The sequence below is a fragment of the Arthrobacter sp. ERGS1:01 genome (assembly GCF_001281315.1).
Classification (GTDB): Bacteria; Actinomycetota; Actinomycetes; order Actinomycetales; family Micrococcaceae; genus Specibacter.
In genome coordinates, this window is the sequence record NZ_CP012479.1 from 3909698 (window position 1) to 3924204 (window position 14507).

Below are 14507 nucleotides of genomic sequence, written 5' to 3' on the forward strand. Positions count from 1 at the left end.
AATGAAGCAGGCCGCCGGCGGAAGGCAATTTCCGGACACAACAGCATGATATGGATAACAAGTGACGTGACCCACAGTAATACATCCGATGTTTTACCGTCCATGATTTTCGTTCCATTCCGGATTGTTACCGCCGGCAGGGGCTTTCCACTACGCTGAAAATGAGCAAAGGAGCATGCATATGCCGGAAAAGTCTGCACCGCCGTCGACCACCGCGAAGGCCTCGGCCCGGACGTCGGCCAAGAACGCAGTGAAGACCGTCCCCACCCAAATCAGCCCGCTGGAGTTCATCGACACTGCCGACATCAGCGAGACCAGGCGCAGCGACGCCGCCGTGCTGCTGGAGCTGATGGCTCAGGAAACCGGCCAGCCGGCGACCATGTGGGGGCCGTCCATCATCGGTTTTGGCAGTTACCACTACAAGTACGCATCGGGCCGCGAAGGCGATGCGGCGGCCGCGGGGTTCTCGCCACGCAAGGCGTCACTGGTGCTGTACGGGCTGTCGTCCGCGCCCGGCGTCGAGCCCCTGCTGGAGCGGCTGGGCAAGGTCAAGCGCGGGGCCGGCTGCATCTACGTCAACAAGCTGGCGGACGTCGACCTGGACGTGCTGCGGGAGCTTGTCCGCAACGGCTACCGGCACATGACCACGGCTGACATCCAGTCGCTGCAATCCCAGAAGGGGCGGTCCGAATAGGGCCAGTCCCAACAGGACCGTTAGAGCAAAAGGCCCGGCCCCCGCGAACGGGGACCGGGCCTTTTGCTTGAAGCGTTGGGGAGGGTATTAGCCTGCAACAACGTTCAGGTTGATAACGGCGGTGACGTCTTCGTAGAGACGGACGTTTGCCGTGTACTTGCCAACCGACTTGATGTGGGCGGGCAGTTCAACCTTGCGCTTGTCAATGTTGCCGAGACCGGCAGCAGCGACAGCCTTTGCGACGTCGTCGGTCTTGACGGTGCCGAACAGGCGACCGGCCTGGCCGGCCTTGACGGTCAGCGTGACCGGCTTGGCCTGCAGGGCAGCAGCCTGGGCCTGAGCAGCTTCAACGGAAGCGTGCTCGTGAGCGGCGCGGGCAGCCTTGATCAGTTCGATCTGCTTTTCGCCACCCTTGGACCATGCCAGAGCGAAACCGCGGGGCAGAAGGTAGTTACGTGCGTAACCGTTCTTCACCTCGACTATGTCACCTGAGGTACCGAGACCGGTTACTTCGTGGGTCAGAATGAGCTTTGCCATGTTTATTTATCTCCCTTAACCGCGGCCAGCGCCGGAGTAGGGCAGCAGTGCAACTTCGCGGGCATTCTTGATTGCCTGGGCGATTTTGCGCTGCTCCTGGACGGTGACACCCGTGACGCGACGCGCACGGATCTTTCCGCGATCAGAGATGAACTTGCGCAGCAATGCTACGTCCTTGTAGTCGATGACAGTGATGTCAGCGGCCTTCAAGGGGTTGGACTTTGGTTTGGGCTTACGGAGTTCAGCCTTAGCCATCGTGGAGCTCCTTAGTATTCGTGGAGCCCGTGGATATTAATCCGCGGGATGGTGAGCGTGCGGCGGTTGCCGCACCTTTGAAAAAGTTATTGCTTAGAAGGGAGGCTCGGAGTTATCCGGGCCGGCGCCCCAACCGGAGGAACCGCCACCGGGCGTGGCCCAGGGGTCGGATGCCGGTGCGGACTGCTGCTGGCCGCCATTGCCGCCGAAGTTTCCTCCGCCGGAATTGCCGCCAAAGCCGCCCTGGCCCCCGCCGGCGTTGCCGCCGCCGAAGTTACCGCCATTGCCGCCGTTGCCGCCGCCAAAGTTGCCCCCACCCTGACCGCCGGAGCGTTGGGTGCGGTTGACCTTGGCGTTGGCGTAGCGCAGCGAGGGGCCGATCTCGTCGACCTCAAGCTCCATGACGGTGCGCTTTTCGCCTTCTTTGGTGTCGTAGGTCCGAGACTTCAGCCGGCCCGAGACGATGACGCGGGTTCCCTTCGTGAGGGACTCCGCGACGTTCTCGGCCGCTTCACGCCAGATCGACGCGCGGAGGAACAGCGTTTCGCCGTCCTTCCACTCGTTGGACTGGCGGTCAAAGGTCCGCGGAGTCGACGCAATGGTGAAGTTCGCTACTGCTGAACCGCTCGGTGTGAACCGGAGTTCGGGGTCACTGGTGAGATTACCAATGACCGTGATAGTGGTTTCGCCTGCCATCTGCTCCTGCTTCCTGCTTGAGTGTTTTCCTACGGAAAAGAACTAAAAGTGAGTGGACCGAAATTACTCGGCTACTACTTTCTGCTCTTCCGGACGGGTGATCTTGGTGCGCAGGATGGTCTCGTTGAGGCCAAGCTGGCGGTCAAGTTCCTGAGCGGTAGCCGGAGTAGCCGTGAAGTTCACTACTGCGTAGATACCTTCAGACTTCTTCTGGATGTCGTACGCCAGACGGCGACGGCCCCAGATGTCAACCTTTTCGATGGTTCCACCATCGTTGGTGATGACATTGAGGAACTTCTGAAGCGACGACTCTACGGTGCGCTCGTCGACCTCGGGGTCGATGATTACCATCAATTCGTAAGGACGCATATGTGAACCCACCTCCTTTGGGCTAGGCGGTTACGGTCTTTCCGTAACAGGAGGTTCATTTGCGGTGCCTGCGCCACCCGTGGGCCACACCATGGAGGTGGGCCCGGTGCCAGCACAGACTTATCTATCTTACCGTAAGTACGACGGCGGCACAGCCCTTTCCGGGTAACCCTCGCCACAGGCGCCAATCACCATCGAGGGGCGGCGACGGGGTCAGATGACCACGTTCAGCGCAGCCCGGTACCCGTCCGCTGGCGAACCCGAGGTGGACGCCAACTGGTGGATGCCGCCGTCGTCGCCAAACACCATGTCCGAGGCGAGGGTTGTGTTGGGGAAGTTTTGCTTGCTGGATTCATAGCCGGCCGTGGCATAGACGGCGTTGCAGGAGGCCTCCGTCATGGCGATTTGGGAGGTGCGCAGGATTTGCCCGGCCTTGGTGGCATTGCTCATGGACTCAAACACCTCAAAGTGGATGTGCGGCCAGCGGCCGTTGTAGGCGCCGGGGAAAATGGTGGTGAATTCAAGCTGCCCGTTGGCGTCCGTCTCCTGCACGCCGCGCAGGAAGTTCTCGTTTTCCAGGCCTTGGTCGTAGAGCGAGTACTTGCCATCCCGGGTGGCATGCCACAGGTAGACGGCCGCGCCGGCAAGGGGTTTGCAGCCGTTGGCGTTGTCCATCACGGTCAGCGTGACTTTCAGCGGAACGCCCGGCGCTTTCGTCGCCGATCCGCCAAAGCTGGCGGTGATGTCCGACCGCACCACTCCGGAGGCGGTGAGTACGTCCGGGCCGTTGGAACCGTCCGCCGGGTACGGGCCGCCGGTTTCCTCCGGCGTATCCGGGGTGTTGGCCGTGCATTCGGTGAGCGCACGGGTCACCTGCGCGGTGGCCGACGCGGTAGCGGACGTACCGCCGCCGGACGGGGCGCAGGCGGCAAGCCCGGCGACCGCCCCGGCACCGAACACAAGTCCCAGGGCACGGCGCCGGCTCAGCAATGTGGCCAGGTCGAATTCCAGGCCGCGGTCATGATCGGGATGGGGTGAGTTTGTCATGCTGACAATTTCAGCAATGCCTCATAAGTGCCGGCTGTGAACCGACTGTGCGGGTTTTAGGCATCGGCGGGCCCGTTAGTGCCGGTTCAGGTCGGCCAATGCCGTCACGATGCGTTCGGGTTGTTCGGCGATCCGGTTGAGCACGTACAGCCACCATTCGCCGCCAAAGATGACGTACTCGCGGGTGCGGTAGCCGTCGCGCTGCAGCGCGTCCAGCAAATCGGTGCCCAGGCCGAGTAGCATCTCGAATTCGACCGTCGGGGACTTCAGCGCATCACCCAACTCGGCGATGAGCGTGTCCACGAGCTCGTCGTCGTGCGTGGCAAGGTTCAGAGCATGCCCGGCGCCCACAACGCGGGCGGCCAGCCGGCGGTACGCGGCGGCCAATTCGGCGCTGCCCCGGGCGTGGGCCACCGACTCCGGCTCCAGGAAGGCGCCCTTGACCAGGCGGATGGTGCCGGGGTGGCGCAAAACGCGTTCCAGGTCAGCGGGCGTGCGGTGCAGCCGGGCCTGGAGGGTGATCCCAACGCGGGGAGTCTCGGCGGCGAGTCGGTCATAGGCGTCCAGGACCGCGTCGGTCCGGTCCGAGCCCTCCGCGGAAATCATCAGCTGCGTGCCCCGTGGCTCGGTGGCCGCAGCGAGCATGCGCACGTGCTCGATGGCCAGTTCGGGGTCCACGAGCAGGCCCAGGTGCGAAAGGTCGAAGGAGATGGTGCTGGGCAGCCCCGCCGCACCGATGGCCGCGGCAAGGTCCAGGAAAACCCCGGCCTCGGAGCGTGCCAGCCCGGCCGTGCGGATGCTCTCCCCCGCGTATTCAATGCTTGCCTGATGTCCGCGGGCGACGGCGGCACCCGCCACCGCGATGGCCTCGCCCACGGTTTCCCCCGCCGAATAGCGCCGTGCCACCTTCGACGCGGCGGCAGCCAGTTCGGGGGTGGACATGACATGCCGTTTGAGGTCTTCGTCCAGGGCCCACGCCCGGAGGGTGTCGGCGGCATGCTCACGTTCGGTCACAGGTGTCATCCAACCACCCTATAGGGGCCCACACCCCGGCGGCATGGCGTCCCGAACCGTGAACACGCGCCGGTTTGCCCGCCCGGGCGTGGCATGATCACTTCCATGGAATCCACACTCTCGCGGCGGGCACGGCACCGGCGGTTCCGCCTTCTTGGCATGGTTGTCGGCGGCGTTGCCGCTGCCGTTCTCACGGGCCTGCTGGGCGCATGGATCTACGCCCCGGCCGTCGGGTGGGGTGTGGCGGCCCTGGTCTACAACGTGTGGGTCTGGTTCACGATTGCCCCCATGGACAACGTCCGCACGGCCGCGCACGCCCAGGCCGAGGACCCGGGCCGGCGAACGTCGGACCTGCTGATCCTCCTGGCGGCGTTGGGCTCGCTGGGCGCCGTGGTGCTTGTCATGGTCGGCAGCTCGCACGTGGCCGGAACGGGCCGTTTCCTGTTGGCGCTGCTGGCGCTGGGCTGCACCGCGATGTCCTGGCTGCTGGTGCACACCCTGTTCACGCTGCGCTATGCCGAGCTTTTCTACGCCCGCGAGGAACCCGACGGCATCGGCTTCAACCAGGCGGCCCTGCCCCAGTACACCGACGTCGCCTATATGGCCTTCAGCGTGGGCATGACCTACCAGGTGTCGGACACGAACATCACCACGAGGGAGATGCGTTCGGCGGTGCTGCGCCACAGCCTGCTTGCCTTTGTGTTTGGCACGGGGATCCTGGCCACCACCATCAACCTGGTGGTCAGCCTCGCCCAGTAACGCCGCACATTGGCGCCGCCCGGGAGCACCGCCGAAGGGAGCTACACGCTGGTGCGGAAGAACGTTTCCGTGATGCGTGAGAGGTGGAACGGATCGTCCACCCCGCACAGTTCCCGGGCCGAGTGCATGGACAGCAGCGGCGTGCCCACGTCCACGGTGCGGATGCCCAGGCGGGTTGCCGTGAGCGGGCCGATCGTGGAGCCGCACGGGACATCGTTGTTGGAGACGAATTCCTGGTACGGAGCGCCGGCGGCGGTGCACAGCCGTGCCCAGATTGCGGCCCCCGTGGCGTCGGTGGCGTAGCGCTGGTTGGCGTTGATCTTCAGCAGCGGGCCGCCGCCCAGCACGGGCAGGTTCGCGGGGTCGTGCCGTTCCGAATAGTTCGGGTGGACGGCGTGGCCGGCGTCGGCGGAAACGCAGAAGGAGTTGGCGAAGGCCCGACGGCGCTCGCTCACCGAGGCGCCCAGCCCGTCGGAGACCCGGGTCAGGATGTCTTCGAGGATGGGTCCGCACGCGCCGGAGCGGGAGCCGGAGCCGATCTCCTCGTGGTCAAAGGCGGCCAGGACGGCGATGACGGGGCTGTCCTGGGCGGTGGAGGCGTTGATGAGCGCAGCCAGGCCCGCGTGCACCGACGTCAGGTTGTCCATGCGGCCGGCGGCGAAGAACTCGTTCCTGGCGCCGAACACCTGGCCCGGCTGGGTGTCGGCCACCACGATGTCGAAGCCGCCGATCGTGGCCGCGTCCACCCCGGCGCGCTCGGCGAGCAGGCCCAGCAGGTCCTCCTCCACCGGGTTCCCCTGGCCCCAGATCGGGTTCATGTGCTGCTGCTTGTCCAGTTTCAGGCCGTCGTTGGCGGCCCGGTCCAGGTGGATGGCCAGCTGCGGGAAGCGCAGCAGGGGGCCGGTGGCGACGAGGCTTTCGGTGCCGTCCAGGTCCACCAGGCGGCCGGCAAACTGCAGTTCCCGGTCCAGCCAGGAGTTCAGCAGCGGCCCGCCGTAGACCTCCACCCCGGCCTGCAGCCAGCCGAAACGGCCGGTGGTCGGCTTGGGCTTGAGCTTGAACGACGGCGAATCCGTGTGTGCGCCCAGGATGTTGAACCCCGTCGTGACAGTTGCGTTCTCCGGGGTCACCCAGGCGATGATGGCGCCGTCGCGGATCACGAAGTGCTTGCCGTGCGCCGGCCACTGCGCCGATTCGGCCAGCTGGGTGAAGCCGGCGTCGCTCAGCCTGCGGCCTGCCTCGTGGGCGGCGTGGAAGCTCGACGGTGAGGCGGCAATGAAGTCTCGAAGGTCCAGGATGTGCTCAACAGAAGTCATGCTTCGATTCAATCACGGACCCCGCCCCCGTCTGTGTCGCGGAAGTTGCACAAAATTGCCGATTTCCGTGCAGCTTCCGCGACACAGACGGACAGGGCGGGCGGTTGTGGATAACTTCTGCGGGCTGCCGTAAAAATTGCCATGATGAGGAGATGGGTGCAACCCAACGTTTTCCACGGAACCTCGCCAACGGGCCATTCACGCTCGCCGATGCCCGGGCCGCCGGTGCCAGCGACGGCAGCTTGCGCCATCGCGACGTCATCCGGCTCAGCCGCGGCATCAAGTCCCTCCCCAACGATGCCGAACTGCCGCTGGCGCTTCTAACTCGCCCGTTCACCCTGGTCACCGGGTACTCGGCCGCCTCCCACGCCACCGCCTTCGCCATCTGGGATCTCCCGGGCTTCCTGCCCGGGGCCCGCGACCAGGCAATCCACATTGCCCGGCAGTTCCCGCACGCTGCTCCTCGACGCAAGGGCGTGGTGGCCCACCGCACCCAGTTCACCGATGACGAAGTGGAGTTCCACCAGGGCCTGTGGATCACCACGCGGGCGCGCACCTGGCTCGATTGTGCCCGGCTGATGAGCGTGGACGAACTCATTGTGGTTGCCGACCATCTGATCCGCATTCCCCGACCCCAATTCGAGGGGCGGGAACTGGCGTACTCAACTGTCGATGACCTGGCCCGGATGCTTGACCGGCACAAGGGAACGCCTGGCATTCCCAAGGCCCGGGACGCACTCGCACTGGCCCGGGTCGGGGCGGATTCGGCCCCCGAAACCCGGCTGCGCCTCGCCGTCGTCCGGGCCGGGCTGCCCGAGCCGGAGCTGAACATGCCCGTCCGGCTTGGCTATGGTGTCGAGCGCACCCCGGACCAATCCTTTCCTGAGTACCGCGTGGCGGTGGAGTATGACGGCGGCACCCACGCGAGCCCCGACCAGGTGGTCCGCGATGTGGCCCGCGAGGAGGATTTCGCACGATTCGGCTGGGCCCAGGTGCGCATCACCAAGCGGCATATGGAGAACGACGCCCGCGACGCCGTCGCGAAGATCCGCAGCGCCTTGCTCGCGAATGGCTGGCGCCCCTCCCCTCGGCATCTGTGACGCGGAAGGCGGGGTGGTGGCGCGGATCAGTAATCGGGGTTGCTGGGGGTGACCATGCCCGTCTCGTAGGCGTAAACCACCACCTGGACCCGGTCGCGCAGGTGCAGTTTGGTCAGGATCCGGCGCACATGCGTCTTCACGGTGGCCTCGGACAGGAACAACTGGTGGGCGATCTCGGCGTTGGAGAGCCCCTGGGCAATTGACTGCGCCACCTCCAGCTCGCGCGGCGTCAGCTCGTCGAGCAACGGGTCCCGTGGCAGGGCGGGCCGGGCAGGTTGGGAGCGGACAAAGTTCTCCAGCAGCCGTTGCGTGACGCGCGGCGCCACCACGGCGTCGCCGCTGGCCACGAGGTGCACGGCATTGACGAGTTCGGCCGGGGCCACGTCCTTGAGCAGGAAGGCGCTGGCTCCGGCCTGCAGACCGGCAAAGGCATATTCGTCCAGGTCGAAGGTGGTCAGGATGATGACCCGTGCCGCGGTGGCCGAGGCGGTGATCTTGGCGGTGGCCTCGATCCCGTCCATGACGGGCATCCGCACATCCATCAGCACCACGTCGGGTTGCAGGCGTTCGACGGCGGTCAGCGCCTCCACGCCGTTGGAGGCCTCCCCGACCACGGCCAGGTCGGCCTCGCCCTCCAGGATGAGCCGGAAGCCCATGCGCAGCAGGGGCTGGTCGTCCACCAGCAGGACCTTGATGGGTGCGTCGCTCACTTTATGCTCCGTTGCGTATTTATCGTCGTCGTTGCTCATTCGGGTCCCGCCGCGGGGTGCAGCACCACGTCCACGCTCCAGCCGCCCTGGGCGACCGGTCCGGCCTCGAGGGTCCCGGCATAGATTCCCGCGCGTTCGCGCATGCCCACGATGCCCTGTCCCGTGCCCTTGGAGGGGTCCACGGAGCCGTGGCCGTCGTCGGTGATCCGCATGCGCAGCATGCCCCCGGCCGGATCGTTGTCGATGAGCACCTGCACCCGGGATACGGCGGTTCCGTAGCGCAGCACATTTGTCAGGGACTCCTGCGCAATCCTGTACACGGTCAGTTGGAGGGACGGGTCCGCCGGCAGCGGCGGCCCGGCCTGGGTGACGGACAACGGAAGCCCGGCCTGCCGGAAGCCCTCAAACAAGGCACCCAGGTCGGCGTGGTCGGGTTGCGGGGATCGCGCGCCTCCGGCGGCGGAGTCATCCCGCAGGACGCCAAGCACCCGGCGCATGTCCGCCAGCGCGTTCCGCCCCGTGTGGGAGAGCTGGCCCAGCACCTCCCCCGCCTGTGCCGGGTCGCGGCGCACCACCACGGCGGCGCCGTCGGACAGGGCGATCATCACGGTCAGCGAGTGGGCCACGACGTCGTGCATCTCCCGGGCAATCCTGTTGCGTTCGGCCACGGAGGCCAGCTGGGCGTTGCGGATGGCCCATTGGCGCAGCTCGGTCTCATGCTCCCGGCCGCGGCGCACGGAAGCGCCAATGCCGGTGGCGATGACGTTGGACAACAGCATCACGATCACCGTGATGATGTTGCTCTCCAGGGCGCTGGGGCCGTCGGCGGTGAGGAATTCCGCCGGAAATTGGTAAAAGTACAGGGTGTAGACCACCAGGGGGATGGAGGCCACTGCGGCTATTGCGAAACTCACCACTGCCCGGTGGTTCAGGGCCACCGCATACAGGGCAAACCAGAGGCTCGCGCCGATGTTGCTGGCGTTGGGCACCAGCATCACGTTCATGATTTCAAAGACGGACAGGATGGCCAGCACGGCAAGGGGCTTGTCGCGGCGGAACATCAACACGACCGACGCCGCGGCCATCAGCACCAGGTGCGTCGTGACGTTCAGGGCCGGCCGGGAGCTCAGGAAGGTCCCGGAGCCGGCCAGCAGATATGCCACAACCACCACCACGTCCATGACGCGGGGGTGGTTGTAGAGGTATGTCCGCATCCTGCCGCGGCGGCGGGCCGAGAATTCGTCGGCCCGCCGTCCGGCGGAGGGTGGTTCGGCGGGAGCCGCGGCCGTTCGTTCCGCGGCCCCCGCCTGGTCATGTGTGCGCATAAGAGGCAAGTCTAGGAGCCCGGTTGATCCATGGGCGCCCAGGCCGTCCTAGACGTCACGGGTCTTGAGGGCGACGACGGCGGGAACCGTCAGCACGACGATCCAGGCCAGGAAGATCATGCCGCCCGCCAGCGGGCTGATGAAGGCCGCCTTGTCTCCGATTTCCAGCATCCGTCCACCGGCAATGCTGGGCGTGTACTGGCCCACGTACTTCCAGAAGTCACCCGGCACGGCGCTCAGGAACTGGGTGGCGAAGGGCACCACGAAGAAGAGGGCCACGAGGGTGATGATGGCGCCGGCGTTGTTGCGCAGCAGGGTGCCCAGCGACAGGCCGATCAGGGAGACCCCGGCCACGTAGAGGCCGCCCATGAAGATCCCGTACACAACCCCGTCGATCCCGAAGTTCATGGTGATCCCGTAGCTGTGCAGGATCGGGATCGAGACGAGGAAGGTCAGCAGCGAGGCCACCAGGGTCACCACGTAGGAGACAACCACCAGCACGATCGCCTTGGCCCAGAACACCGGCAGGCGCTTGGGCACGGCCGCCATGGAGGAACGGATCATGCCCGTGCTGAACTCGCCGGCAATCAGCAATACCGCCAGGGCGCCCAACACCAGGATGCCGATCTGCAAGCCGGCGGCGGGGATGCCGTAAAGGTTCAGCCCGAGCGCCGCCGCGGCGGATTCGGCCTGTGCCTGCGTCATGGCGGCACCGGATCCGCCGCCGCCACGCGGGCCGGCCCCGGCACCGTGGAGCATGAATTCGTGGATGACCTGGCCGCGCAGCCAGGCGGCCAGCGCGCCGACGCCCACTACGGCGACAAGGGTGAAGAGCACCAGGAGCCTGGTGGACATGAGCGAGCGGAACTTGATGAGTTCGCTGCGCAGCACACCCATGAAGGTCAGCGAGGAGGGGGAGGTCCGGGCAGGCTGTGCGTGTGCGGAAGCCGTCGTCGTACTCATTTTTAGCGTCCCTTCGTGGCAGCCGGCTCGGCGGCTTCGTCGTCGTTGAATTCTTGGGAGTGGTATTCCACCTCGTCCTTGGTCAGGTCGAAGTACGCCTCTTCCAGGGAGGTGGTGAGCGGGGTCAGCTCGTACACCAGCACGTGGTTGTCCAGGGCCAGCTGCGCGATCTTGCGCGAATCAAGCCCCGTGACCTCAAGGGTTTCGTTTTCGTTGCACTCGACCTGGACGCCGCTGCCGCCCAGGAGCTGGCCCAGGCGGGTGACGTCGGGCGTGCGGACACGCACCTTGGCCTGCTGGGCGCCGGCGATGATGGCCTCGATGGGGGCGTCGGCGATGATCTTGCCGCGGCCGATCACGATCAGGTGGTCGGCGGTCTGCGCCATCTCGCTCATGAGGTGGGAGGAGAGGAAAACCGTCTTGCCCTGCGCGGCGAGGTGCTTGGCAAGGTTGCGGACCCACAGCACGCCTTCCGGGTCAAGGCCGTTGACGGGCTCGTCGAGGATCAGTGTCTGGGGGTCGCCCAGGAGGGCGCCGGCGATGCCCAGGCGCTGGCCCATGCCCAGGGAGAACCCGCCGGCCTTCTTCCTGGCGACGGCGGCCAGGCCGGTCATGTCGATGACCTCGTTGACGCGCTTGGTGGGGATGTTGTGGGTTGCGGCCATGGCCAGCAGGTGGTTGTAGGCGCTGCGGGAGGTGTGGACGGCCTTGGCGTCCAGCAGTGCGCCCACCTGGTGGAGCGGGTCATGATGGTCCACATAACGCTTGCCGTTGACCGTGACGGTTCCGGCGCTGGGCTTGTCCAGGCCGACAATCATGCGCATGGTGGTCGACTTGCCGGCGCCGTTGGGGCCCAGGAAGCCGGTGACCATGCCGGGCTTGACGGTGAACGTGACACCGCCGACGGCGGTCTTCGCACCATAGTGCTTGGCCAGGTTTACAGCCTCAATCATGTGTTCATCCCCTTTGGGAGTTGGTGGAACAGTAGCGCGCGGCGCTGGTGCGCTGTTCTCGATACCGCTGATCTAAGCACTACGGTACGCACCCGCAGCGGCTTTATCTTCGATCTCAGGGATGAATCAGGGTCGGCTCAGGGTCGTCCGTTGGGATGATCCCGGCCCGTGCGGGGCGTGCCGTTAGGATGGGCCGATGCCCTTGGTCACTGCTGAAACCCGGATTCCCGCGCGGACCCTTTACGCGATTTCCCTGCCCGCCCTGGCCGTGCTGTTTGCCGGCGCCCTCGTGGTCTGGTCCAGCCACAACAACCCGCCGTTCCAGGGGCTCGACGTCGCCTGGAACCGCGCGGTGACGGCCTCGCGGACGCCGTGGCTCACCTCCGTGAACCGGGTGCTGGACTTTGTGGGCAACAGCGGAATGGTCATTTACGCAGTCGCATTGTTTGCCGCCCTGCTGGTCCGCCACCGCAGGCTCGCGTTCTTTACCGCCGGCGCCAACCTTGGTGCGCTGGCCCTCACCCACCTGATTAAGTTCCTGGTGGGGCGGCCCCGCCCCCTGGACCGGCTGGTCAGCGTGGATTCGGGTTCATACCCGTCGGGGCATGTCAGTGCCACGGTGGCGGCCATGGTGTGCACCGCCGTCGTGCTGGGAAAACTGTGGATGTGGATCAGCGGGAGCATCCTGGGTGTGGCCATGATGTACAGCCGCACGTACCTGGGCGCGCATTGGCTCTCCGACACGATTGCCGGCGCCCTGCTGGGCGTGGGTGTTGTGTTGTTGCTGTGGGCCCTCGTGAAGGATAAATGCCGGGAGGGGCATATCTCCCCCGGCCTGCCCGCTTAGCTTTCGGCTCCCACGCGTTCGGATGCCGGCAGCGGCCGGGCGGCCGGTGCCGTGAGGATGGAGGCGATGATCGCCACGCCGATGGCCAGCAGGGCCCAGCGGACTGTGACGTGGTCGCCCAGGAAGCCCAGCAGCGGTGGTCCCGCCAGGAACGCGACGTAACCGATCGTGGAGACAACCGAAACCCGCACGGCGGCCCGGGCGGGGTCGTCGGCGGCGGCGGACATGCCCATGGGGAAGCCCATGGCCGCGCCCGCACCCCACAGCACGGCGCCCAGGGCGGCCAGCCAGATGCTCGGTGCCACCACGAACAGGACCAGGCCCAGCAATGCCGCGCCGAGGCTGCCATAGAGGACGGGCACGCGGCCGTAGGCGTCGATGAAGCGGCCGCCAAAGAACCGGGTCAGGGTCATGGAGGCGACGAAGACGGCGAACATGATGGCGCCGCCGGATTCGGTGGCGCCCAGGCCGTCCACGGTGGCCTTGGCAATCCAGTCGTTGGCCGCGCCCTCCGTCAGCGCCGCGCCCAGGACCACGAGCCCCACCAACAGCGTGCGCCGTTCGGTCCAGGCGCTGCGGCCCTTGGCGGCGGGCTCCCCCGCCGATTGTGCATCGACGCCGGCCGTCGCTGCGGCGGATTCGGGCAGGAAGAAGCGCGGCACCGCCACCATGGCGGCGCTGACCAGCACCACGATGGCCGCCAGGTGGATCGACATGCTCACGTTCACGGCCGACAACCCGGCGCCCACGAGCGCACCCACAAAGGCGCCGCCGCTGAAGCCGGCATGGAACTGGGGCATGACGGTCCGGCCCAGGTGACGCTCCACGTCGGCGCCTTCAATGTTCTGGGACACGTCCCACAGGCCAATGCCGATGCCAAAGAAGAACAGCCCGACGGCGGTGAGCGGCACCGAGCCCAGTGCCAGGGCGATCGCCACGACGACGCCGCCGCAGGCCACCACCGCTCCACCGGTGCGCAGTGCGGAGGCCGTGCCGATCCTGGCGACGACCGTCCCGGCCAGGGGCAGGGCGATCACGGAGCCGGCCGCAATGGTCAGGAGCAGCAGTCCCATCTCCCCCGCCGTCAGGTCCAGGACGCGGGTCACGGCGGGGATGCGGGCGGCCCAGCTGGCAAAGACGAATCCGTTGATGGCGAAGACCACAAAGGTGGCCGTGGCGGCGCGGCGGATGGCTTGCTGGTTCATGGGGAAATCACCGTTCATGGCTTGGCTGGTCGTTGTTTGGCGGGTCATTGCGTAGCGGGCTGGTGGGCCGGGTGGCCGACCGGGGCAAACAGGGTCGTGGCCAGGGAGTCAAGATCGGCGGCCATATCGATGGTTTTGTCGTACATCCACTGCAGCTGCAGGCCGTCCGACGCGGCCACGAGCAGCCTGGCCAGCACCTCGGGCGGCAGGTCGGCGCGCAGCGTGCCCTCCGCCTGCCGGACGGCAATGTCGCGGGACGCGTTCTCGATCAGGTTGCTGAAGCGTTGCTGGAAGTACTCGTGGGAGGCGTGGGTGGGCGCATTGGCCGTGGCCGATGCCACCGCATAGAGCGTGGTCAGCCCCGGTTGGGTCGCATTGCGGCGGGCCACCCAGGGCATGGACGTCACCAGGTCCCCGCTCTCCTGGTCCATGTCCCGGTAGGCGCGGCGGTCGCGTTCCTCCAGGACCGCCGTCAGGAGTTCCTGTTTACTGCCGAAGTAGTGGAACAAGGTGGCCTCGCGGACGCCCACCGTTTCGGCCACGCGCTTCAGGGCCGTGCCTTCAAAACCTTCGGTGGCAAAAACGTCCGTGGCCGTCTGGATGATTTGTTCCCGGCGCTCGACGCCCTTGGCGTACCGCCCTCGGGGCTGGGGAGTGGACATGTTGCCAGTCTATAGTCACGGGCGGGGTAAAAATCTAGTCCCACTCGGTCAAAAT

17 protein-coding genes are annotated in these 14507 nt (G+C 66.4%); 4 read left to right on the forward strand and 13 right to left on the reverse strand.

The genetic code is table 11. The features are described from left to right. The first annotated feature begins 181 nt into the window (after positions 1 to 181). Complete coding sequence (locus tag AL755_RS21580; protein ID WP_054012769.1) at positions 182 to 694, forward strand: DUF1801 domain-containing protein; 513 nt, start codon at positions 182 to 184, stop codon at positions 692 to 694. Positions 695 to 781: 87 nt separating this feature from the next. On the opposite strand, the gene rplI is transcribed toward AL755_RS21580, so the two are convergent. From rplI to AL755_RS21610, 6 genes are all read right to left on the reverse strand, one after another. Next, on the reverse strand, positions 782 to 1231 hold the full coding sequence (gene rplI / locus AL755_RS21585) for a 50S ribosomal protein L9 (RefSeq protein ID WP_054012770.1): 450 nt from the start codon (positions 1229 to 1231) through the stop codon (positions 782 to 784). Positions 1232 to 1246: 15 nt separating this feature from the next. Beyond that, positions 1247 to 1486 (reverse strand): 30S ribosomal protein S18, encoded by a 240-nt coding sequence (gene rpsR / locus AL755_RS21590; RefSeq protein WP_003800144.1) that lies wholly within the window; start codon positions 1484 to 1486, stop codon positions 1247 to 1249. Positions 1487 to 1579: 93 nt separating this feature from the next. Beyond that, on the reverse strand, positions 1580 to 2182 hold the full coding sequence (locus AL755_RS21595) for a single-stranded DNA-binding protein (protein ID WP_054012771.1): 603 nt from the start codon (positions 2180 to 2182) through the stop codon (positions 1580 to 1582). 63 nt (positions 2183 to 2245) lie between these two features. Continuing rightward, positions 2246 to 2551 carry a 30S ribosomal protein S6 gene (gene rpsF, locus AL755_RS21600; RefSeq protein ID WP_054012772.1) on the reverse strand — a complete coding sequence of 102 codons (306 nt, stop codon included), beginning with the start codon at positions 2549 to 2551 and terminating at the stop codon, positions 2246 to 2248. A 213-nt stretch (positions 2552 to 2764) separates the two neighbouring features. Continuing rightward, positions 2765 to 3598 carry an intradiol ring-cleavage dioxygenase gene (locus AL755_RS21605; RefSeq protein WP_054012773.1) on the reverse strand — a complete coding sequence of 278 codons (834 nt, stop codon included), beginning with the start codon at positions 3596 to 3598 and terminating at the stop codon, positions 2765 to 2767. A gap of 75 nt (positions 3599 to 3673) precedes the next feature. Then, on the reverse strand, positions 3674 to 4621 hold the full coding sequence (locus AL755_RS21610) for a proline dehydrogenase family protein (RefSeq protein ID WP_054012774.1): 948 nt from the start codon (positions 4619 to 4621) through the stop codon (positions 3674 to 3676). 96 nt (positions 4622 to 4717) lie between these two features. On the opposite strand from AL755_RS21610, the gene AL755_RS21615 reads away from it, so the two are divergent. Then, the gene (locus AL755_RS21615) at positions 4718 to 5371 is read left to right on the forward strand and encodes a DUF1345 domain-containing protein (RefSeq protein ID WP_054012775.1); all 654 of its coding nucleotides are present in this window, start codon (positions 4718 to 4720) and stop codon (positions 5369 to 5371) included. A 41-nt stretch (positions 5372 to 5412) separates the two neighbouring features. Here the strand turns inward: AL755_RS21615 and AL755_RS21620 are convergent, their stop codons facing one another. Further along, positions 5413 to 6687 (reverse strand): M18 family aminopeptidase, encoded by a 1275-nt coding sequence (locus AL755_RS21620; protein WP_054012776.1) that lies wholly within the window; start codon positions 6685 to 6687, stop codon positions 5413 to 5415. A 152-nt stretch (positions 6688 to 6839) separates the two neighbouring features. Here AL755_RS21620 and AL755_RS21625 point away from each other — a divergent pair, with 152 nt between their 5' ends. Next, entirely contained in the window at positions 6840 to 7787 is a 948-nt protein-coding gene (locus tag AL755_RS21625; RefSeq protein ID WP_054012777.1) for a hypothetical protein, read from the forward strand. 26 nt (positions 7788 to 7813) lie between these two features. On the opposite strand, the gene AL755_RS21630 is transcribed toward AL755_RS21625, so the two are convergent. Genes AL755_RS21630 through AL755_RS21645 form a run of 4 tightly spaced genes read right to left on the reverse strand, consistent with a single transcriptional unit; the run spans position 7814 to position 11738 of the window. Continuing rightward, positions 7814 to 8536 carry a response regulator transcription factor gene (locus AL755_RS21630; protein WP_192841645.1) on the reverse strand — a complete coding sequence of 241 codons (723 nt, stop codon included), beginning with the start codon at positions 8534 to 8536 and terminating at the stop codon, positions 7814 to 7816. Continuing rightward, complete coding sequence (locus AL755_RS21635) at positions 8533 to 9822, reverse strand: sensor histidine kinase (RefSeq protein WP_237762577.1); 1290 nt, start codon at positions 9820 to 9822, stop codon at positions 8533 to 8535. Before AL755_RS21635 ends, AL755_RS21630 begins: the two co-directional genes overlap by 4 nt. Positions 9823 to 9870: 48 nt before the next feature. Next, positions 9871 to 10785: an ABC transporter gene (locus AL755_RS21640; RefSeq protein ID WP_054012779.1), complete on the reverse strand. Its 915-nt coding sequence runs from the start codon at positions 10783 to 10785 to the stop codon at positions 9871 to 9873. 2 nt (positions 10786 to 10787) lie between these two features. Next, positions 10788 to 11738 (reverse strand): ABC transporter ATP-binding protein, encoded by a 951-nt coding sequence (locus AL755_RS21645; RefSeq protein WP_054012780.1) that lies wholly within the window; start codon positions 11736 to 11738, stop codon positions 10788 to 10790. 196 nt (positions 11739 to 11934) lie between these two features. Here AL755_RS21645 and AL755_RS21650 point away from each other — a divergent pair, with 196 nt between their 5' ends. Then, entirely contained in the window at positions 11935 to 12585 is a 651-nt protein-coding gene (locus AL755_RS21650; RefSeq protein WP_054012781.1) for a phosphatase PAP2 family protein, read from the forward strand. Here AL755_RS21650 and AL755_RS21655 read toward each other — a convergent pair. Together AL755_RS21655 and AL755_RS21660 are read right to left on the reverse strand one after the other, a co-directional pair. Further along, entirely contained in the window at positions 12582 to 13790 is a 1209-nt protein-coding gene (locus AL755_RS21655) for an MFS transporter (RefSeq protein WP_107503967.1), read from the reverse strand. The two genes, AL755_RS21650 and AL755_RS21655, sit on opposite strands and share 4 nt — an antisense overlap. Positions 13791 to 13834: 44 nt before the next feature. Next, positions 13835 to 14452 (reverse strand): TetR/AcrR family transcriptional regulator, encoded by a 618-nt coding sequence (locus tag AL755_RS21660; protein WP_054012783.1) that lies wholly within the window; start codon positions 14450 to 14452, stop codon positions 13835 to 13837. Positions 14453 to 14507: the final 55 nt, after the last annotated feature.

Coding starts and splice junctions, on each gene's coding strand:
- AL755_RS21620 (WP_054012776.1), bottom strand. CDS start 6,687: ATGACTTCTGTTGAGCACATCCTGGACCTTCGAGACTTCATTGCCGCC.
- AL755_RS21595 (WP_054012771.1), bottom strand. CDS start 2,182: ATGGCAGGCGAAACCACTATCACGGTCATTGGTAATCTCACCAGTGAC.
- AL755_RS21610 (WP_054012774.1), bottom strand. CDS start 4,621: ATGACACCTGTGACCGAACGTGAGCATGCCGCCGACACCCTCCGGGCG.
- AL755_RS21580 (WP_054012769.1), top strand. CDS start 182: ATGCCGGAAAAGTCTGCACCGCCGTCGACCACCGCGAAGGCCTCGGCC.
- rpsF (WP_054012772.1), bottom strand. CDS start 2,551: ATGCGTCCTTACGAATTGATGGTAATCATCGACCCCGAGGTCGACGAG.
- AL755_RS21660 (WP_054012783.1), bottom strand. CDS start 14,452: ATGTCCACTCCCCAGCCCCGAGGGCGGTACGCCAAGGGCGTCGAGCGC.
- AL755_RS21655 (WP_107503967.1), bottom strand. CDS start 13,790: ATGAACCAGCAAGCCATCCGCCGCGCCGCCACGGCCACCTTTGTGGTC.
- AL755_RS21605 (WP_054012773.1), bottom strand. CDS start 3,598: ATGACAAACTCACCCCATCCCGATCATGACCGCGGCCTGGAATTCGAC.
- AL755_RS21625 (WP_054012777.1), top strand. CDS start 6,840: ATGGGTGCAACCCAACGTTTTCCACGGAACCTCGCCAACGGGCCATTC.
- AL755_RS21650 (WP_054012781.1), top strand. CDS start 11,935: ATGCCCTTGGTCACTGCTGAAACCCGGATTCCCGCGCGGACCCTTTAC.
- AL755_RS21630 (WP_192841645.1), bottom strand. CDS start 8,536: ATGAGCAACGACGACGATAAATACGCAACGGAGCATAAAGTGAGCGAC.
- AL755_RS21640 (WP_054012779.1), bottom strand. CDS start 10,785: ATGAGTACGACGACGGCTTCCGCACACGCACAGCCTGCCCGGACCTCC.
- AL755_RS21645 (WP_054012780.1), bottom strand. CDS start 11,738: ATGATTGAGGCTGTAAACCTGGCCAAGCACTATGGTGCGAAGACCGCC.
- rplI (WP_054012770.1), bottom strand. CDS start 1,231: ATGGCAAAGCTCATTCTGACCCACGAAGTAACCGGTCTCGGTACCTCA.
- AL755_RS21615 (WP_054012775.1), top strand. CDS start 4,718: ATGGAATCCACACTCTCGCGGCGGGCACGGCACCGGCGGTTCCGCCTT.
- AL755_RS21635 (WP_237762577.1), bottom strand. CDS start 9,822: ATGCGCACACATGACCAGGCGGGGGCCGCGGAACGAACGGCCGCGGCT.
- rpsR (WP_003800144.1), bottom strand. CDS start 1,486: ATGGCTAAGGCTGAACTCCGTAAGCCCAAACCAAAGTCCAACCCCTTG.